This window comes from Klebsiella sp. 10-1, from assembly GCF_009758445.1.
GTDB lineage: Bacteria > Pseudomonadota > Gammaproteobacteria > Enterobacterales > Enterobacteriaceae > Klebsiella > Klebsiella scottii.
Map to the genome: position 1 here is coordinate 324,067 of NZ_WQRE01000005.1, position 18,059 is coordinate 342,125.

18 protein-coding genes and 1 riboswitch are annotated in these 18,059 nt (G+C 60.9%); of the genes, 9 read left to right on the plus strand and 9 right to left on the minus strand.

Annotation, left to right across the window (positions count from 1 at the left end; translation table 11 throughout):
* Positions 1-206 precede the first annotated feature (206 nt).
* On the plus strand, positions 207-1,400 hold the full coding sequence (locus GO007_RS19600) for a BaiN/RdsA family NAD(P)/FAD-dependent oxidoreductase (RefSeq protein WP_095102869.1): 1,194 nt from the start codon (positions 207-209) through the stop codon (positions 1,398-1,400).
* A 43-nt stretch (positions 1,401-1,443) separates the two neighbouring features.
* Here the strand turns inward: GO007_RS19600 and GO007_RS19605 are convergent, their stop codons facing one another.
* The 8 genes from GO007_RS19605 to GO007_RS19640 form a co-directional block, all read right to left on the minus strand.
* The gene (locus GO007_RS19605; RefSeq protein WP_095102870.1) at positions 1,444-2,457 is read right to left on the minus strand and encodes a magnesium transporter; all 1,014 of its coding nucleotides are present in this window, start codon (positions 2,455-2,457) and stop codon (positions 1,444-1,446) included.
* Between the two features lie 56 nt (positions 2,458-2,513).
* Positions 2,514-2,697: riboswitch (M-box (ykoK) riboswitch) on the minus strand.
* 128 nt (positions 2,698-2,825) lie between these two features.
* Positions 2,826-3,242 (minus strand): nickel-responsive transcriptional regulator NikR, encoded by a 417-nt coding sequence (nikR, locus tag GO007_RS19610; RefSeq protein ID WP_095102871.1) that lies wholly within the window; start codon positions 3,240-3,242, stop codon positions 2,826-2,828.
* Positions 3,230-4,021: a nickel import ATP-binding protein NikE gene (gene nikE / locus GO007_RS19615; protein WP_095102872.1), complete on the minus strand. Its 792-nt coding sequence runs from the start codon at positions 4,019-4,021 to the stop codon at positions 3,230-3,232. Before nikE ends, nikR begins: the two co-directional genes overlap by 13 nt.
* Complete coding sequence (nikD, locus tag GO007_RS19620; protein ID WP_095102873.1) at positions 4,018-4,782, minus strand: nickel import ATP-binding protein NikD; 765 nt, start codon at positions 4,780-4,782, stop codon at positions 4,018-4,020. The genes nikE and nikD overlap by 4 nt, the downstream gene beginning before the upstream one ends.
* Complete coding sequence (gene nikC / locus GO007_RS19625; RefSeq protein ID WP_095102875.1) at positions 4,782-5,615, minus strand: nickel ABC transporter permease subunit NikC; 834 nt, start codon at positions 5,613-5,615, stop codon at positions 4,782-4,784. The genes nikD and nikC overlap by 1 nt, the downstream gene beginning before the upstream one ends.
* Positions 5,612-6,556, minus strand: coding sequence for a nickel ABC transporter permease subunit NikB (nikB, locus tag GO007_RS19630; protein ID WP_095102876.1), 945 nt, complete (start codon positions 6,554-6,556; stop codon positions 5,612-5,614). Before nikB ends, nikC begins: the two co-directional genes overlap by 4 nt.
* Entirely contained in the window at positions 6,556-8,130 is a 1,575-nt protein-coding gene (nikA, locus tag GO007_RS19635) for a nickel ABC transporter substrate-binding protein (protein WP_095102992.1), read from the minus strand. The genes nikB and nikA overlap by 1 nt, the downstream gene beginning before the upstream one ends.
* 124 nt (positions 8,131-8,254) lie before the next feature.
* On the minus strand, positions 8,255-9,115 hold the full coding sequence (locus GO007_RS19640) for a LysR family transcriptional regulator (protein WP_095102877.1): 861 nt from the start codon (positions 9,113-9,115) through the stop codon (positions 8,255-8,257).
* Positions 9,116-9,214: 99 nt separating this feature from the next.
* Here GO007_RS19640 and GO007_RS19645 point away from each other — a divergent pair, with 99 nt between their 5' ends.
* The 8 genes from GO007_RS19645 to arnF all read left to right on the plus strand — a co-directional run bounded on the left by GO007_RS19645 (position 9,215) and on the right by arnF (position 17,488).
* Positions 9,215-9,718, plus strand: coding sequence for a phenolic acid decarboxylase (locus GO007_RS19645; protein WP_095102878.1), 504 nt, complete (start codon positions 9,215-9,217; stop codon positions 9,716-9,718).
* A 394-nt stretch (positions 9,719-10,112) separates the two neighbouring features.
* Entirely contained in the window at positions 10,113-11,252 is a 1,140-nt protein-coding gene (gene arnB, locus GO007_RS19650; protein ID WP_095102879.1) for a UDP-4-amino-4-deoxy-L-arabinose aminotransferase, read from the plus strand.
* Position 11,253: 1 nt separating this feature from the next.
* On the plus strand, positions 11,254-12,237 hold the full coding sequence (gene arnC / locus GO007_RS19655) for an undecaprenyl-phosphate 4-deoxy-4-formamido-L-arabinose transferase (protein WP_095102880.1): 984 nt from the start codon (positions 11,254-11,256) through the stop codon (positions 12,235-12,237).
* A complete protein-coding gene (gene arnA, locus GO007_RS19660; RefSeq protein WP_095102882.1) occupies positions 12,234-14,219 on the plus strand; it encodes a bifunctional UDP-4-amino-4-deoxy-L-arabinose formyltransferase/UDP-glucuronic acid oxidase ArnA in 1,986 nt (661 codons plus the stop codon). The genes arnC and arnA overlap by 4 nt, the downstream gene beginning before the upstream one ends.
* Complete coding sequence (gene arnD / locus GO007_RS19665; RefSeq protein WP_095102883.1) at positions 14,216-15,118, plus strand: 4-deoxy-4-formamido-L-arabinose-phosphoundecaprenol deformylase; 903 nt, start codon at positions 14,216-14,218, stop codon at positions 15,116-15,118. Before arnA ends, arnD begins: the two co-directional genes overlap by 4 nt.
* Positions 15,115-16,770 (plus strand): lipid IV(A) 4-amino-4-deoxy-L-arabinosyltransferase, encoded by a 1,656-nt coding sequence (arnT, locus tag GO007_RS19670; RefSeq protein WP_095102884.1) that lies wholly within the window; start codon positions 15,115-15,117, stop codon positions 16,768-16,770. The genes arnD and arnT overlap by 4 nt, the downstream gene beginning before the upstream one ends.
* Positions 16,767-17,105 (plus strand): 4-amino-4-deoxy-L-arabinose-phosphoundecaprenol flippase subunit ArnE, encoded by a 339-nt coding sequence (gene arnE / locus GO007_RS19675; RefSeq protein WP_095102885.1) that lies wholly within the window; start codon positions 16,767-16,769, stop codon positions 17,103-17,105. The genes arnT and arnE overlap by 4 nt, the downstream gene beginning before the upstream one ends.
* Positions 17,105-17,488, plus strand: a complete 384-nt coding sequence (gene arnF, locus GO007_RS19680) for a 4-amino-4-deoxy-L-arabinose-phosphoundecaprenol flippase subunit ArnF (RefSeq protein ID WP_095102887.1) — start codon at positions 17,105-17,107, stop codon at positions 17,486-17,488. Before arnE ends, arnF begins: the two co-directional genes overlap by 1 nt.
* Position 17,489: 1 nt before the next feature.
* Here the strand turns inward: arnF and acpT are convergent, their stop codons facing one another.
* Entirely contained in the window at positions 17,490-18,059 is a 570-nt protein-coding gene (gene acpT, locus GO007_RS19685; RefSeq protein ID WP_095102888.1) for a 4'-phosphopantetheinyl transferase AcpT, read from the minus strand.

Sequence of the window (18,059 nt, forward strand, 5' to 3'; positions counted from 1 at the left end):
ATGAACGCGGCGCATTATCAGTGACTTTGGCGGCGTGGGCAAAGTGAAATATAGACTTTTTTTGATTTCCCTGCTCTTTGCGCCCGCCTCGCTTGGGAGTAATCCTATATCTTTCAATGATGTACATAAATACTTAATTTTTCGCGCTGGTGCGACCAGCGTGAAATATTTACAATTCCCGACAATCGGGACATGAGGAAAGCAGTGTGGAAAGGTTTGATGCCATTGTAATCGGCGCCGGGGCGGCGGGAATGTTTTGTGCGGCGCAGGCAGGCCAGGCGGGGCTGCGCGTGCTGCTGCTGGATAATGGCAAAAAGCCGGGCCGTAAAATCCTGATGTCCGGCGGCGGGCGCTGCAATTTTACCAATATGTATATCGAGCCGGCGGCCTACCTCAGCCAGAACCCGCATTTTTGCAAGTCGGCGCTGGCGCGCTACACCCAGTGGGATTTTATCGAGCTGGTGGGTAAACACGGCATCGCCTGGCATGAGAAGACGCTCGGTCAGCTGTTCTGCGATGATTCTGCCGAGCAGGTGGTCAACCTGCTGCTGGCCGAGTGCGAAAAGGGCGGCGTGCAGATCCGCCTGCGCACGGAGATCCTTAGCGTCGAGCGCGACGACGCGGGCTTCACGCTACAGCTTAACGGCGAAACGGTGGCGGCGAACAAGCTGGTTGTCGCCTCCGGCGGCCTGTCGATGCCGGGCCTTGGCGCGTCGCCGTTCGGCTACAAGCTTGCTGAACAGTTTGGCCTGACGGTGCTGCCGACCCGCGCCGGCCTGGTGCCTTTTACCCTGCATAAACCGCTGCTTGAGCAGCTGCAGGTGCTCTCCGGCGTATCGGTGCCGTCGACCATTAGCGCCGAAAACGGCACGCTTTTCCGTGAGAATCTGCTGTTTACCCATCGCGGGCTATCCGGCCCGGCGGTGCTGCAAATTTCCAGCTACTGGCAGCCCGGGGAGTTCGTCAGCGTCAATCTGCTGCCAGACTGCAATCTCGACGACTTCCTCAACCAGCAGCGGGCCGAGCATCCGAATCAAAGCCTGAAAAATACCCTGGCCATGCAGCTGCCGAAGCGTCTGGTCGAGTGCCTGCAGCAGCTGGGGCAGATCCCGGATGTGACGCTGAAGCAGCTTAACCTCCGCGAGCAGGAGGCGCTGGTTGAGATGCTGACCGCATGGCGGGTGCAGCCAAACGGCACCGAGGGCTACCGCACGGCGGAAGTGACCCTCGGCGGCGTGGATACCAACGAACTCTCGTCCCGCACGATGGAAGCGCGTAACGTGCCGGGGCTCTATTTTATCGGCGAAGTCATGGACGTCACCGGCTGGCTCGGCGGCTATAACTTCCAGTGGGCGTGGTCCTCCGCCTGGGCCTGCGCGCAGGCGCTGGCCCAGGCGTAAGACGGTGTCAGCCTCCCGCAGCGGGAGGCTGACACCTGGCCAGTTAGTTCAATCCCAGAAAATACTGGGCGATTTTGAAGTAGATAATCAGCCCGGTCCCGTCGATCAGGGTGGCGATAAACGGCGCGGAGACCACCGCCGGGTCAATGCCGACGCGCTTGAGCACCATCGGGATCACCGACGATACCAGCGCGCTCCATAGCGTAATGCACACCAGCGTCAGGCTGACGATCAGCGTGATTTCCATGCCGATGCCCATCATCCAGGCGCGCAGGCATCCCGCCAGCCCGAGCGTGAGGGCGATCAGCAGCGACGTCGAGACCTCTTTACGGATAACCCGCCCCATATCGCGCAGCCGCACTTCGCCCAGCGCCATGGAGCGCACCAGCGTGGAGGTGATCTGCGTGCCGCTGTTGCCGCCGGTGCCAATCAGCAGCGGGATGAAGAAGGCCAGCGCAATGGCCGATTCCAGCGCCTCTTCAAAGTGCTGTATCACGCTGCTGGTGTAGGCTTCTGCGACGAACAGCAGCAGCAGCCAGACCGAACGCTTCTTCCACAGCGTCCACGGGCTGATCTCCAGATAGGGCTTCTCCAGCGGCAGCGTGGCGCCCTGCAGATGCGCGTCTTCGGTGACCTCATCTTCCAGCAGATGGGCGATCTCTTTCTCCATCAGGCAGCCGACCAGTTCGCCTTTTTCGACCACCGGCACCAGCGTAAGCTCGCGTTCGCCCAGTTCGGCAACCACCTGCTGGCGCTCGTCATCGGGCTTGACGCGGAACAGGCAGCTGTCCATTAAGTAGCGAATAGGCTGAGTGGTATCGCTCTCCTGCAGCAGTTTTTTAATCGACAGGCTGCCGCGCAGCTTCCTGCCGGCGACGACGAAAACCTGGCCTGGAATATCATCGCTGCTGAGCTGCGAGACAAAGCGCTCCCGCGCTTCATGGACGCTGAGCTGCTCCGGCAGCGTAATAAAATCGGTACGCATGTACTGGGCGATCGCATCGCCGTCGAAGGCGGCGGTAGCCGGATGGGTGGCGCAGTGTTGGATGGATGACATGGTGTAATTCCCTATAAAAAATCACTCATAGGGGCGAACAAGACAGGATGAGCACAGGCAGATCCCTACGTCCTGGTTTTAGCACTGCACAACGTATCCGTCCGGCACGAATGCCGTCAGAAGTTACCTTGGCAACACCTTGATTCGATGGATGCCTGTATTTCCCTGAGTGGTCTCTCTCGATACCAGCAGGGCGGTAACTTATATTTGTGCAGGAGCCTCGCCATAACGAGATCGTTAAATGAGGCGCCATTATTGGCGAAGGGGGATCGTTCACCAAGCTTATAATTCAACAGGTTTATCAACTGTTGATAAACGGCGGCGGTTTTGTTTACCGGCACGCCATCGTGTTCCCGCCGACGGCGATACTATGGGTGGGAGTGCTCTTCTTCGGCGGTCAGGCAGTGCAAATGCCCGTGGCGCACGCCGCGCTGGGCAATCACCTCATCGGCGAAGTGCTGCACCTGGCCCATCTCCCCTTTTAGCACCGCAATCTCCAGGCAGTCATCGTGGCTGATGTGCACGTGCAGCGTGGCGACGGAGAGATCGTGGTGATGGTGCTGGGTGGCAATCAGCCGGCTCGCCAGCTCGCGCTTCTCGTGTTCATACACGTAGGAGAGCACCGCGTAGCCGCGCTGTTCGCTCTTTTGCGCGTGCTCATGCATCAGGGCGTTGCGCAAAATATCGCGCACCGCTTCCGAGCGGTTGTTATAGCCCCGCTGTTCGCTGAGCGTATCAAGGGTGGCGAGGAGCTCATCATCAAGGGTCAGGGTTACGCGCTGCATGGCCGTTTCTCTTTAGTCAGGGAGGCTGGAAAAGCGGGAAGTACCGCGCGCTGTAGCGCCCGGCCCGCCGTGGACTGAAGACGCAGCGGTGAGCTTATCTCCGTCGTTTCAACAATTTGCCCGCTCTCCATCACCATCACCCGCTGGCAAAAGCGTTCGACCAGCCGCAGGTCGTGGGTGATAAACAGGCAGGCGGTAGAAAACTGTACCTGCAGACGCTTGAGCAAGGCAACGATCTCCGCCTGCAGGACGAGATCCAGATTCGACACCGCCTCATCAAGGATCAGCAGCTGCGGCCGCACCACCAGCGCTCGGGCCAGGCACACGCGCTGGAGCTGGCCGCCGCTGAGCTGCAGCGGGCGCTTGTGGAGCAGGTCATCGCAGAGATCGACCGCCTGCAGCATCGCCTTCACCTGCGCCGTGCGCTCATCGCGGGAGTAGCGGAACAGGTGGCGCAGCGGTTCGCTGATAATCTCCAGCACCGTTTTACGCGGATTCACCGCGCTCAGCGGGTCCTGAAAAACCAGCTGGATATCGCGGCGAAAGGTGCGCAGAGCCTCATCCTTCAGGGCCGTGAGCGGCGTATCGCGCCAGGCGATAACGCCGCAATCCGGCGACTCCAGCCCCACCAGCATGCGTGCGAGGGTGCTCTTGCCGCAGCCGCTGCGGCCGAGCAGGGCGACCGTCTCCCCCGGCGCGATGCTGAGATTGATCTGCTGCAGCACCGCCGGGTGATGCGGGTAATCGTGGCTGACGCCAGCGACGTTAAGTAAATTCACGCTCTGCTCTCCATTCCATACAGCGCCAGGTGCGCCGCCAGCAGCCGCCGGCTGACCGGATGCTGCGGGGCGCTGAACAGGGTTGCCACATCGCAGCGCTCGACGATACGACCGCCATCCATCACCGCGACCTCGTGCGCCAGCCGCGCCACAACGCCCATATCGTGCGTGATCAGCAGCAGGCCCTGGCCGCGGGTGGTGACGATCTCTTCCAGCAGGTCAAGAATGCGCGCCTGGGCGACGGCATCGAGGTCGGTGGTGGGCTCATCAGCAAAGATAAACGGCGCCTCGCTCAGCACGGCCAGGGCAATCATCATGCGCTGCAGCATGCCGCCGCTCATCTCGAAGGGATAGCGCCTGAGCAGCCGGGCGGGGTTCTCCAGCCCCACCGCCTCCAGCGCGGCGATAAATGAGGACTCATCCAGCGGCCGGCCGACGGCGCGGCAGGTTTCCCGGGCGTGAGCCGCCATCGTGTGCAGCGGGTTAAAGGCGCTGCGAGGATTCTGCATGATGGTGGCGACGGTGCCTCCGCGCAGCTGCCTGCCGTGGACCGGCATACCGTCGAGCAGGATGCGCCCGGCGCTCTGCCGGACGCCGGGCGGCAGAACCTCAAGGGCCGCGGCGCAGGTCAGCGATTTTCCGCAGCCGCTGCTGCCGAGCAGCGCCAGCACCTGGCCGCGGCGCAGCGTCAGCGACAGATCGTGGACCAGAGGTTGCCCGGCGTGAAGGGTGAACTGCTCGAGCTCGATCTTCTGTGGCATCAGTGGCTATGCTCCGCGATCAGGTGAGGATCGAGACGATCGCGCAGCGCGTCGCCCACCAGGTTAAAGGCCATCACGCTGATAAACAGCGCCAGGCCCGGCCACAGCATCTGCAGCGGCTGGGTCCAGATGTACTGGCGCGCGTCGTTAATCATCACTCCCCACTCCGCGGTCGGCGCGCTGACGCCGAGGCCAAGGAACGACATTCCGGCGACGTGCAGCATCATATGGCCGATATCAAGCGTGGCGAGCACCAGCAGCGACGGCACCACCGCGCCTGCCAGATGATCGACAAAGACGCGGATATGCCCCGCCCCGCAAAGCCGGGAGGCGAGCACAAACTCGCGCTGGCGTAGCGAAATCGTCAGGCTGCGCACCATCCGCGCGTACCATGCCCAGTGCGACAGGGCGATGGCGATAATCACGTTAGTCAGCCCGGTACCCAGTACGCCGACCATGAAAAACGACAGGATTGAGGTCGGGAAGGTCATAAACATATCGGCAACCCGCATGGTGAGCTGGTCGACCCGGCCGCCCATTAGCCCGGCGCAGCCGCCGATGACCAGCCCCAGCGTCAGCACCAGCAGCAGGCAGGCCAGCACCGCGCCGAGAGAAACCCGCGTGGCGGCCAGCAGACGGGAAAGAATATCGCGTCCCAGATGGTCGGTACCCAGCCAGTGCCGGGCGTCCGGCGAGAGCAGGCGTGACGGTAAATCAACGGCCTGCGGGTCGTAGGGCAGCCACCACTGGGCGGTGAGGGCGATCAGCACCAGCAGGATAATGGCGATCAGCGCCAGGCGAACCGGCCAGCGGGCGGAAAGAAAAAGGTTCACTGGCGTACTCCTTCATGGCGGCGAATGCGCGGGTCCAGCGCGGCGTTGAGCAGGTCAACCGTCAGGTTGCAGAGGGCAAACACCACCACCATCACCAGCGTGAAGCACTGGATCACCGGGTAGTCGCGGTTAAAGATGGCCGACACCGCGTAGCGCCCGATGCCCGGCCAGGCAAAGATATTTTCGATAATCATCGTGCCGCCAATCAGCTCGGCAATATGCATCCCGATAGCGGTCACCACGGGCAGCGAGGCGTTGCGCAGAATATGACGGCGTTCGGTTTGCCTGTCGCTCAACCCGCGCAGCCGCGCCCAGGTCACGTGCCGCTGGCCGGCAACCTCCAGCATGCTGGCGCGCAGCAGGCGGGCGTTAATGGCCAGCGACATCAGGGCTATCGACGCCGCGGGCAGAATAAGGTGCTGCCAGCCGCCGTAGCCCAGCGCCGGCAGCCACTGCAAGTAGACGGAAAAAAACATCACCAGCAGGAAGGCGAGCCAGAAGTTGGGCATCGAGACGCCGAGAAAGGCGATCATCCGCACGATGAAATCCGCCGGGCGGTCGCGATGGCGGGCGGCCCAAATCCCCAGCGGCACGGAGGTCAGCAGGATAATGACCAGCGCCGCGCCCGCCAGCTGCATCGTGGCGGGCAGGAAGTGCATCACGTCGTCGATCACCGGTCGCTGGGTGGCGAAGGAGAGGCCAAAATCGAGATGCAGCGCCTTCCATAGCCAGCTGGCGTACTGGGTGACGAGCGATTGGTCCAGCCCGAGCATCGCGCGCGTGGAGGCCACCATCTCCGGCGTCGGCGGGAGATTTGATAAGCGCAGATAGTCCAGCGCCGGGTCGCCGGTGCCGAGACGCAGCATGAGAAAGATAATGACCGAGGCGGCGAAAATCATCGGGATCAGCAGCAGGATGCGCCGCAGTACGTAGCGCCGCATCAGGGTTTCTCCGGCCGGATCAGTTCGAACGGAATTTCAGCGGCAACCGGAGCGTAAGGGATTGTACCGAGCTCGGGTTTTGCCACCACCATCATCGAGACGTAGCTGATGGGCAGATAGACCGCATCGTTGTGCAGGCGGGTGAGGATGTCGCGATACAGCGCCTGGCGCCGGGTTTCGTCGGTTGTAGCCAGCACCTTGCCAATCTGCTGGTCGATAAGCGCCTTATCGGCTAACCCCTGCTGGGCCTGATAGTCGGCGTGAGAGGGGACGCGCATTGAGCTCATAAAGGCGTGCGGATCGTACGGTGCGCCCCAGGTGCGGTTAAAAATCATGCCGAAGCGCCCGTCGCGCTGGCGGGCATAAATACTGCTCTCTTCTTCGCCGTTCAGCACGACGTCGACGCCAACCTGACGCATATCGGCCTGCATAATTTCCGCCATTGATTTGCTCAGGGCGTCGGTGCCGATAAACGACATTTCGATACGCAGCGGCTGGCCATTTTTCCGGCGGATCTGCTCGCCTGCGGGCTTCAGCCAGCCGGCCTTTTCCAGCAGGGCGTTAGCCCGCTGCGGATCGTAGCGGCGCGGCGTTAAGCCGATATTGGCGTAGGGCACCGAAGGGGCAAACAGCGTATCGGCGACCTGCTGGGTGCCGTACAGCGCGTTGTCGATCAGCGACTTTTTGTTGACCGCATAGTTTAGCGCTTCCCGCACCGCCAGCTCATTAGTGGGCGCTTTGGCAGAGTTAAGCGCCAGCATCACCGTTTCGACGGGCTGAGAAAGCTGGGTGCGCCAGGCCGGGTTATGGCTGAAACGCGCGAAGGTATCCAGCGGCAGCAGGCCCTCGTTGCCATAGAGCAGATCGATATCGCCGGTTTCAAAGGCCACGGCGCGGGTCATCGGGTCCGGGATCACCTTCACGGTCACCTGGTCAAGCGACGGTTTTTCGCCCCAGTAGCGTGGGTTACGCACCAGCACATCAAACTGATTGAGTTTCGCGGTTTTCAGCACCCACGGCCCGGTGCCGATGGGCGCCTTAATGCCGTGCAGGGTGCCGCCGTCAACAAACTGCGACGGGGCGATAAAGCGGAACGGACGCGGCAGAGCCAGCTCCTGGAGAAAAGGGTAGTAGGCGCTTTTGAGGGTGATTTGCAGCCGGGTATCGCTCAGCGCTCTGACATCGCTGATCTGGTTGGTCAGCTCCAGCCAGGCGTGGCGCTGCCTGTTCGCCAGCACCGCCTGAAAATTGGCTACCGCCGCCTGGGCGTTAAACGGCTCGCCGTTGGAGAACTGCACGTCACTGCGTAGGGTAAACAGCCAGACTTTTCCGTCCGCGGAGTGGCTCCAGCTGCTCGCCAGCCACGGCTTGACCGAGCCATCCTGCTGATATTTGACCAGCGGCTCGTAGACCATGCTTTGGGCGAACATCTGGTTGGGGGTATAGAGGTGGGGGTTCAGAGGACCTACGTTAACCGGCCAGGCGGTAACTAATTCACGCGCTGCGGCGCCGGTTAGCAGAGGCAGACAGAGGCAAACCGCCGTCAGAAGGGGGCGGAAGAGGGTGCGGAGGATCGACAAGGCGTTAATCTCAGTGAGCAGGAAAGTATGATGATTTTAATAATTCATCATACTTTAGGAGTAACTCAGATCAATCAATGGCCCGATAGTATAAGAAAATCATATATAAGCGGCGCCGTCAGGGGCGCCTGAAGAGATCCAGCAGCGTGGCGAGCTGTTCATCAATGGGGGTGACGTCGCGCTTGACGATCAGGTGCAGCGGGGTCGCGCGTCGGGCGCCGTGGCTCAGCGGCAGCGGCTTCAGCTCCCCCTGGGCGAGCTGCGGACGAATGCGCTCTTCGGGCAGCCAGCCGAAACCGACCTGATACAGCACGGCATCAATAGCGGCATCAATGGTGGAGAAGGTCCACGCGTCGCGGCCCGGCTGGCGTTCATTGTGGCGATCGGCGATCTGCACCAGCGGCCAGCGGGCCAGGGCGCTATCGTCCAGCGGCCCGTCGAGGGCGGCGAGCGGATGGTCCCGGTGAGCGACGGCGATAAAATCGATGTTCATAAGCCACTCGCCGCGGCCGGTAATATCCTGGCGGCGGGTGAGCACCATCACGTCAGCCTCGCCGCGCGCCGCGCTCTCGTCGCCGATGTTTTCCAGCACCTCCATCAGCCTGACCTGGGTTTGCGGGTAGCGCTGCTGGAACTGGCGCAGAATAGCAAACAGCCGCTGGCGAGGAAAAATGCTGTCGACGACCAGATCGAGCCTGGTACGGGCGCCGTTGCGCAGCGCAATAGCGTGATTTTCAACATAATAAAAAGCCTGCAGCAGCGGCTTAACCTGGGCGAGCAGCAGCTCGCCCGCCGGCGTTAATACCGCGCGGCGCCCGGATGGCGTCAGCAGCGTTACCCCCAGCCTTTCCTGCAGCAGGGCGAGGTTGTAGCTGACCGACGACTGGCTGCGATGGGTCTCCTCCGCGGCTCTGGCAAAGCTGCCCAGGGCGATAACCTTCTCCAGCAGGGCCCATTGTTCGAGCGTTGTCTTGTGCATAACTCATCTAAAAAGTGGATGGATTCAATCAAAACATAGCGTTATTTATTCATTTTTTAAAGCAGTACTCTGGGTTCCAACAACAGAGGAGCAAGCACAATGAACGCTTTCGACAAACACGATTTGAGCGGTTTTATCGGCAAACATCTGGTTTATACCTACGATAACGGGTGGAATTACGAAATTTACGTCAAAAACGGCCGCACCCTGGACTACCGTATTCATAGCGGGATCGTCGGCAACCGGTGGGTGAAAGATCAGCAGGCTTTTATCGTACGAGTAGGGGCCAGCATCTATAAAATCTCGTGGACCGAACCGACCGGGACTGACGTCAGCCTGATCGTTAATCTCGGCGACCGGCTATTTCACGGCACCATCTTCTTTCCGCGCTGGGTTATCAACGATCCGCAAAAAACCGTCTGCTTCCAGAATGAGCATATCCCGCTGATGGAGTCGTACCGCGCCGCCGGCCCGGCCTATCCGACGGAAGTGATTGACGAGTTTGCGACAATTACCTTTGTTCGCGACTGCGGCGCGGATAATGACGCTATTATTAATTGTCCTGCTAACCAATTACCTGCAGATTTTCCTGCAAACTTGTAATACTCCGGAAATAATTTTGTGATCTATGTAAGATTTCTCTCTTTAGTATCATAGAGTAAAATTTTATTTATTGTTTAACGGTTTAATGTTTGTTTACTTTACCGCCCCGTGCTCCTGGCCCGTTCTGAGTCAGGGGCCGAATTCCCCGCTTAAAACCGCCATCACAGTTAATAAACTTATTTATAAAACAACTGGTTGTATTGTCGATCGCCAACTATATTAATTTCTTAATATTATCCTAAGCAACCCCGTCTAAATTAAATAACGTCAAATACCCTGGAATGAAAATGTGGCATTGAAAGAATTTCATTTTCATTTTGTTTAAGTCCGCTGGCGCAGGATATTTTTTCTACCGGCCTGAGTTTGTTCGGGCCATATACAGAACAGGAAAATGATGAGCGAATTTTTGCCGTTTTCGCGCCCGTCAATGGGTGACGCAGAGCTGGCCGCGCTGCGTGAAGTTTTGCAATCAGGTTGGATCACTACCGGGCCGAAAAATCAGGCGCTGGAAGAGGCCTTCTGCACGCTGACCGGCAACCGGCATGCGGTGGCGGTCAGCTCGGCGACCGGCGGCATGCACGTCACGCTGATGGCGCTGGGCATCGGCGCCGGCGATGAGGTGATCACCCCTTCGCAGACCTGGGTCTCGACCCTGAACATGATCTGTCTGCTGGGCGCGACGCCGGTGATGATCGATGTCGATCGCGATAACCTGATGATCGCCGCTGAAGCGGTCGAAGCCGCGATTACCCCCCGCACCAGGGCCATCGTTCCCGTGCATTACGCGGGCGCGCCGGCGGATATCGACGCGATTCGCGCCGTCGGCGAGCGTCACGGCATCGCGGTGATTGAAGATGCCGCCCACGCGGCGGGGACCTACTACAAGGGCCGTCACGTCGGCAGCCGCGGTACCGCAATCTTCTCCTTCCACGCCATTAAAAATATGACCTGTGCCGAAGGCGGCCTGATCGTCACCGATGACGACGAGCTGGCTTCGCGTATCCGTAGCCTCAAATTCCACGGCCTTGGCGTTGATGCCTACGACCGCCAGACCCTCGGCCGCGCTCCGCAGGCGGAGGTGATCTCCCCGGGCTTCAAGTACAACCTGGCCGATATCAACGCCGCGCTGGCGCTGGTGCAGCTGGAGAAGCTGCCGCACGCCAACCGGCGTCGCGCCGACATCGCCCGCCGCTATCTGAGCGAGCTGGCGGATACCCCGTTCGCGCCGCTGCAGGTGCCGGGCTGGGAGCACCAGCACGCCTGGCACCTGTTTATTATTCGCGTCGATGAAGCCCTCTGCGGCATTAATCGCGATGCCTTAATGGAGCAGCTGAAAGCCATGGGGATCGGCACCGGGCTGCATTTCCGCGCGGCGCATACGCAAAAGTATTACCGCGAGCGCTTCCCGACGCTGTCATTACCGAATACGGAATGGAACAGCGCGCGCATTTGTTCACTCCCGCTGTTCCCGGATATGACCGATGACGACGTCACCCGCGTTATCTCCGCTCTGCACCAGCTGTCAGGACGTTAATATGTTTACTTATCCTCCCGTGAAGAAGGTCTCGGTGGTTATCCCTGTTTATAACGAGCAGGAGAGCCTGCCAGAGCTCATTCGCCGCACGGATAGCGCCTGCGCCACCCTTGGGCGCGAATATGAAATCCTGCTGGTCGATGATGGCAGCAGCGATGACTCCGCCCGCATGCTGACGGCGGCGGCCGAAGCCGAAGGCAGCCACGTCGTGGCGGTGCTGCTGAACCGCAACTACGGCCAGCACTCGGCGATTATGGCGGGCTTTAGCCACGTCACCGGCGATCTGATCATTACCCTCGATGCCGACCTGCAAAACCCGCCGGAGGAGATCCCGCGGCTGGTGGAGAAAGCGGACGAGGGCTATGACGTGGTCGGTACCGTACGTCAGAACCGCCAGGATACCTTCTTCCGTAAAACCGCGTCGAAGATGATCAACCGCCTGATCCAGCGCACCACCGGCAAAGCGATGGGCGATTACGGCTGCATGCTGCGGGCCTATCGCCGCCATATCATCGACGCGATGCTCAACTGCCACGAGCGCAGCACCTTTATCCCGATCCTCGCGAATACCTTTGCCCGCCGGGCGGTGGAGATCCCGGTGATGCACGCCGAGCGTGAGTTCGGTGATTCCAAATACAGCTTTATGCGCCTGATCAACCTGATGTACGACCTGGTGACCTGCCTGACCACCACGCCGCTGCGCCTGCTCAGCGTTTTCGGCAGCGTGATCGCCCTGCTGGGCTTTGCCTTCTCGATCTTGCTGATTGTGCTGCGCCTGGTATTAGGCCCGCAGTGGGCGGCCGAAGGGGTATTCGTGCTCTTTGCCGTGCTGTTTATGTTTATCGGCGCCCAGTTTGTCGGCATGGGTCTGCTTGGGGAGTATATCGGCCGCATCTATAACGATGTTCGCGCCCGCCCCCGCTACTTTATTCAACGTGTTGTTCGTCAGCCGGAAACGGCATCTCAAGAGGAAGATCGTTCATGAAAGCCGTAGTCTTCGCTTATCACGATATGGGTTGTGCCGGTATTCAGTCCCTGCTGGACGCCGGGTATGACATTGCCGCTATTTTCACCCATCCGGATAACCCCGGCGAAAACCATTTCTTTGGTTCGGTGGCGCGTATCGCTGCGGAACAAGGTATCCCGGTGTGGGCGCCAGAAGATGTGAATCACCCGCTGTGGATTGAACGTATCCGCGAAATGACGCCGGACGTCCTGTTTTCCTTCTACTACCGCAATCTGCTGGGCGATGAGATCCTCAATATTGCGCCGCAGGGCGCCTTTAACCTGCACGGCTCCCTGCTGCCGAAATATCGCGGCCGCGCGCCGCTGAACTGGGTGCTGGTCAACGGTGAAAGCGAAACGGGCGTCACCCTGCACCGCATGGTCAGCCGCGCCGATGCCGGCGATATCGTCGCGCAGCAGACGGTGGCCATCGGGGGCGATGACGTGGCTCTGACCCTGCACCGCAGGCTGTGCTCGGCGGCATCCGAGCTGCTGGGCCAGGCGCTGCCGGCGATCCGTGAAGGCAAAATTGACGCGCGCGCGCAGGATGAGAGCCAGGCGACCTACGTCGGCCGCCGTACGCCGGAAGATGGCCGTCTTGACTGGGAGCAGCCCGCGCAAACCCTGCATAACCTGGTCCGCGCCGTATCCGATCCGTGGCCGGGCGCGTTTGGCTATACCGGCGCCAACAAATTTATCGTCTGGAAATCGCGCGTCCGTCACGACCTGCCGGCAGCGAAGGCGGGGACGGTGATTTCCACCACGCCGCTGGTGGTGGCCTGCCAGGACGGAGCGCTGGAAATCGTCACCGGTCAGACCGATCGCGGCGTCTATATTCAGGGTACGCAGCTGGCGCAGGCTTTGGGCCTGGTCTCTGGCGCCGTGCTGAGCAGCAAACCGGTGGTGGCGATTAAGCGCCGCACCCGCGTGCTGATCCTCGGCGTTAACGGGTTTATCGGCAACCATCTGACCGAGCGCTTACTGCAGGACGATAATTACGAAATCTACGGTCTGGATATCGGCTCCGATGCCATCAGCCGCTTCCTTGAGAATCCGCGTTTCCACTTCGTCGAAGGGGATATCAGCATTCACTCCGAATGGATTGAGTATCACATTAAGAAATGCGACGTGGTTCTGCCGCTGGTGGCGATCGCCACGCCTATCGAATACACCCGTAACCCGCTGCGCGTGTTCGAGCTGGACTTCGAAGAGAACCTGAAGATTATCCGCGACTGCGTGAAGTACGATAAGCGCATTATCTTCCCGTCGACCTCTGAAGTGTACGGTATGTGCACCGATAAAAACTTCGATGAAGACAGCTCGAACCTGGTGGTGGGGCCGATCAACAAGCAGCGCTGGATCTATTCGGTATCGAAGCAGCTGCTCGACCGCGTTATCTGGGCCTACGGCGATAAAGCCGCGCTGCGCTTCACCCTGTTCCGTCCGTTTAACTGGATGGGGCCGCGTCTGGATAACCTCAACGCCGCGCGTATCGGCAGCTCCCGCGCCATTACCCAGCTGATCCTCAACCTGGTTGAGGGCTCGCCGATTAAGCTTATCGAAGGCGGTAAGCAGAAGCGCTGCTTCACCGATATCAGCGACGGGATTGAGGCGCTGTTCCGGATTATCGAGAACAAAGACGGTCGCTGCGACGGGCAGATTATCAACATCGGTAACCCGGATAACGAAGCCAGTATTAAAGAGCTGGCGGAGATGCTGCTGGATTGCTTCGAGCGCCATCCGCTGCGCGGCAGCTTCCCGCCGTTCGCCGGCTTCCGCGATGTCGAAAGCAGCGATTACTACGGTAAAGGTTATCAGGACGTCGAGCACCGTAAGCCGAGCATCCGCAACGCGAAGCGCTGCCTGAGCTGGACGCCGACGGTACCGATGGAAGAGACCGTCGAGCATACCCTCGACTTCTTCCTGCGCACCGTTGAACTGGCGGATGATAAGAGATCATGAAACAGGTCGGCTTACGCATAGATGTTGATACCTTTCGCGGCACGCGGGACGGAGTTCCGCGGCTGCTGAGCCTTCTGGCCCAGCACGGGATTCAGGCAAGCTTCTTTTTTAGCGTTGGGCCGGACAATATGGGGCGCCATTTGTGGCGCCTGATAAAACCGAAGTTTTTGTGGAAGATGCTGCGCTCAAAGGCGGCCTCGCTGTACGGCTGGGACATCCTGCTGGCCGGTACCGCCTGGCCCGGGCGGCGCATCGGCGCGGGCAATGAAGAGGTATTGCGCGCGACGGCGCAGGCGCATGAGGTGGGCCTGCATGCCTGGGATCACTACAGCTGGCAGGCGTGGAGCGGCGTCTGGCCGCAGGAGCGCCTGACCCTGGAGGTTGAGCGCGGGCTGCTGGAGCTGGAGCGGATTATTGGCCAGCCGGTGACCTGCTCCGCCGTCGCCGGCTGGCGCGCCGACCAGCGGGTTATCAAAGCCAAAGAGTCCTTCGATTTTCTCTACAACAGCGACTGCCGGGGCAGCCGCCCCTTCCGGCCGCAGCTCGGCAACGAGACGCTGGGCACCGTGCAGATCCCGGTCACGCTTCCCACCTGGGATGAGGTGGTCGGCAGCGCGGTTGATGCTGGCGGCTTTAATCGCTATCTGCTGGACTGCATTCATCGCGACCCGGGCGTCCCGGTCTATACCATTCATGCCGAAGTTGAAGGCATTGCGTTTGCGCAGCAGTTTGATGAGCTGCTGACGATGGCGGCGCAGGAAGAGATCCAGTTTTGTCCGCTAAGCCAGCTGCTGCCCGCTGATTTTAGCGAGCTGCCGGTGGGCAAGGTGGTCCGCGGTGAACTGGCCGGCCGGGAAGGCTGGCTTGGGCGTGAACAATTATTGAGTCAGGACGTATGAAAAGCATTCGTTATGGTATCTCCCTGCTGGCGCTGTTTGCCCTGTATTACGTACTGCCGCTGAATTTCCGCCTGCTCTGGCAGCCTGACGAGACGCGCTACGCGGAGATTAGCCGCGAAATGCTGGCCTCCGGCGACTGGGTGGTGCCGCATTTCCTCGGGCTGCGTTACTTTGAAAAACCAATTGCCGGCTACTGGATTAACAGCATCGGGCAGTGGCTGTTTGGCCACAACAATTTCGGCGTGCGCTTTGGCTCGGTCTTCTCCATCAGCGTGACCGCGCTGCTGGTTGCCTGGCTGGCGTGGCGGATCTGGCGGGATAAACGGCTGGCGATCCTCTCCGGCGTGATGTTCCTGACCGCGCTGCTGGTCTACGGTATCGGCACCTATGCGGTGCTGGACCCGATGATCGCCATGTGGATGGCCCTCGCCATGTGCAGCTTCTGGGGCGCCGCTCAGGCGCAGACCCGGAAGGGCAAAATGGCCGGCTATCTCCTGCTGGGCGTGGCCTGCGGGATGGGGGTGATGACCAAAGGCTTCCTCGCGCTGGCGGTGCCGGTGGTTGGCGTACTGCCGTGGGTGATTGCGCGTAAGCGCTGGCGCGAAGTGCTGACCTGGGGCTGGCTGTCGGTGGGCGTCTGCGCGCTGGTGGTGCTGCCGTGGGGGTTGGCTATTGCCCAGCGCGAGCCGGACTTCTGGCGCTACTTCTTCTGGGTGGAGCATATCCAGCGCTTTGCCGAGAAAGACGCTCAGCATAAAGCTCCGTTCTGGTACTACATTCCGTTCCTGATTGCCGGAAGCCTGCCGTGGCTGGCGCTGCTGCCCGGGGCGCTGAAGCGCGGCTGGACCGAACGCGACGACGCCCGCGGCGCGCTGTATCTGCTGGGCTGGGTGGTGATGCCGCTGCTGTTCTTTAGCATCGCTAAGGGCAAGCTGCCGACCTACATCCTGCCGTGCTTTGGGCCGCTGGCGATCCTGATGGCCCGCTATGCGCTGAATGCGGCGAAAGCGGGGGCGAAGGTGCTGCGCATCAACGCGATGATCAATATCGGCTTCGGCCTGGTCGGTCTGCTGGCGGTGCTGGCGGTCTCGCCGTGGAGCTTTATGCACAAGCCGGTGTGGTCGCAGATTGAGCTGTATAAGTGCCTGCTGGCGGCCCTGATATTTGCGGCCTGGGCGCTGGTGGGCTGGCTGACGATGAAGGACAGCGCCCGGCGCTGGCCGCTGGCCGCCTGCTGTCCGCTGGGACTGGCGCTGCTGGTGGGTTTCGCCATTCCTGACCGGGTGATTGATAGCAAGCAGCCGCAGTTTATGATTGATATCGTCGGCGAGTCGCTGGCGCCAAGCCGCTACGTGCTGACCAATAACGTCGGTATTGCCGGCGGCCTGTCGTGGGAGCTCAGGCGCAGCGATATCATTCTGTTCGATAAGCAGGGTGAGCTAAAATACGGTCTCGACTGGCCGGATGCGCAGGGCCGCTTCGTCAGCGAGGGCGACTTTGCCAGCTGGCTGGAGACGCATCGTCAGCAGGGGCCGGTGTCGCTGGTTCTGCTGATGGACAAAGGGGAGAATATGAACGACCTGGCGCTACCGAAACCCGACAACTCCTATGAGTTAGGACGGGTTGTGTTCATCCAGTATCTGCCGCAATGAGCATCTGGATCTGCCTGGCGCTCGCCAGCCTGCTGAGCTGCGCCGGGCAGCTGTGCCAAAAACAGGCCACCCGCCCGTCCAAATCCGGACGGCGCGGGCGGCATATTCTCGGCTGGCTGGGGCTGGCGCTGCTGGCGCTCGGCGGCGGTATGCTGCTGTGGCTGAGCGTGCTGCAGGCGATCCCGGTGAGTATCGCCTACCCGATGCTGAGCCTCAACTTCGTCTGGGTCACCCTCGCGGCGTGGGGCGTCTGGCACGAGCCGGTAGCGCGCCGCCATTGGGTCGGGGTCGGGATGATTGTCGTGGGTATCGTGATTCTCGGGAGTAGCGTCTGATGGGCTTAATCTGGGCGCTACTCAGCGTTGGGCTGGTCAGCGCCGCACAGCTGCTGCTGCGCGGGGCGATGGTTGAACTGCCGCCGCTGACCGACCTGGTCGCGTTTATCAGCCACCTCGTACATCTCCGGGCCGGCACCTTCGGCCTGGCGCTGGGGCTGAGCGGCTATCTGCTGTCAATGGTGTGCTGGTACTTTGCGCTGCATCGCCTGCCGCTCGCCAAAGCCTATGCGCTGCTGAGCCTGAGCTACATTGTGGTGTGGGCCGCCGCTATCTGGCTGCCCGGCTGGCATGAGGCTTTCCGCTGGCGCTCGCTGCTGGGCGTGCTGATTATCGTCGCCGGCGTGCTGACCATCTTCTGGCCGCTGAAGCGCAAAGGATAGCTTAGCCCAGCCGTTCGACCTTGAGCTCGAACGGCGTCGGCGTGCACACCGCCAGGCTGAGGGCGCCAAGCTGGAGCTGGCTGACCGACAGCCGGGAGCGGAAGCAGCTGTCGACGCTGGCAATCTGCCAGGCGCTGCCGCCACGCTGCTTAACGATCGCTTCTTTACGCGTCCAGATGCGCCAGAACGCCGCCAGCTGCATTTCCGGCCGTTCGGCCTCCAGCTGGGCGTGTTCGCCGGAGCTAAACACCGCATTGGCGATCCGACGCCAGTTTTCTCGCGGGCGAATGACTTCGATATCGCAACCGACTTCCCCCTCGTCGCTGAGCAGCAGCGCGATATCGTCGCCGCTGTGGCTGAGGTTAAACCACAGCGGCGTCCCGTCAGCAAACCCCGGCTTGCCCTGTTGGGCGTAGATAATCTCGGGCAGCGGCGTCACCGCCTGATACAGCAGCGCGCGGCCGGCTAACCAGCCGGCGCGGCGCGCGCCCTGCGGCGCGAGGGCGGAGATCGCCGGCGGCAGCGCCCGAGTGCTTAAGGTCGAAATTTTCCCCAGCAAAAGCCGATACAT

Excerpts from the sequence above, each read along its gene's own strand:
- GO007_RS19605 (WP_095102870.1), bottom strand. The coding sequence starts at position 2,457 with ATGTCATCCATCCAACACTGCGCCACCCATCCGGCTACCGCCGCCTTC.
- nikR (WP_095102871.1), bottom strand. The coding sequence starts at position 3,242 with ATGCAGCGCGTAACCCTGACCCTTGATGATGAGCTCCTCGCCACCCTT.
- nikD (WP_095102873.1), bottom strand. The coding sequence starts at position 4,782 with ATGCCACAGAAGATCGAGCTCGAGCAGTTCACCCTTCACGCCGGGCAA.
- nikB (WP_095102876.1), bottom strand. The coding sequence starts at position 6,556 with ATGCGGCGCTACGTACTGCGGCGCATCCTGCTGCTGATCCCGATGATT.
- GO007_RS19640 (WP_095102877.1), bottom strand. The coding sequence starts at position 9,115 with ATGCACAAGACAACGCTCGAACAATGGGCCCTGCTGGAGAAGGTTATC.
- GO007_RS19645 (WP_095102878.1), top strand. The coding sequence starts at position 9,215 with ATGAACGCTTTCGACAAACACGATTTGAGCGGTTTTATCGGCAAACAT.
- arnB (WP_095102879.1), top strand. The coding sequence starts at position 10,113 with ATGAGCGAATTTTTGCCGTTTTCGCGCCCGTCAATGGGTGACGCAGAG.
- arnC (WP_095102880.1), top strand. The coding sequence starts at position 11,254 with ATGTTTACTTATCCTCCCGTGAAGAAGGTCTCGGTGGTTATCCCTGTT.
- arnA (WP_095102882.1), top strand. The coding sequence starts at position 12,234 with ATGAAAGCCGTAGTCTTCGCTTATCACGATATGGGTTGTGCCGGTATT.
- arnD (WP_095102883.1), top strand. The coding sequence starts at position 14,216 with ATGAAACAGGTCGGCTTACGCATAGATGTTGATACCTTTCGCGGCACG.
- arnT (WP_095102884.1), top strand. The coding sequence starts at position 15,115 with ATGAAAAGCATTCGTTATGGTATCTCCCTGCTGGCGCTGTTTGCCCTG.
- arnE (WP_095102885.1), top strand. The coding sequence starts at position 16,767 with ATGAGCATCTGGATCTGCCTGGCGCTCGCCAGCCTGCTGAGCTGCGCC.
- arnF (WP_095102887.1), top strand. The coding sequence starts at position 17,105 with ATGGGCTTAATCTGGGCGCTACTCAGCGTTGGGCTGGTCAGCGCCGCA.
- acpT (WP_095102888.1), bottom strand. The coding sequence starts at position 18,059 with ATGTATCGGCTTTTGCTGGGGAAAATTTCGACCTTAAGCACTCGGGCG.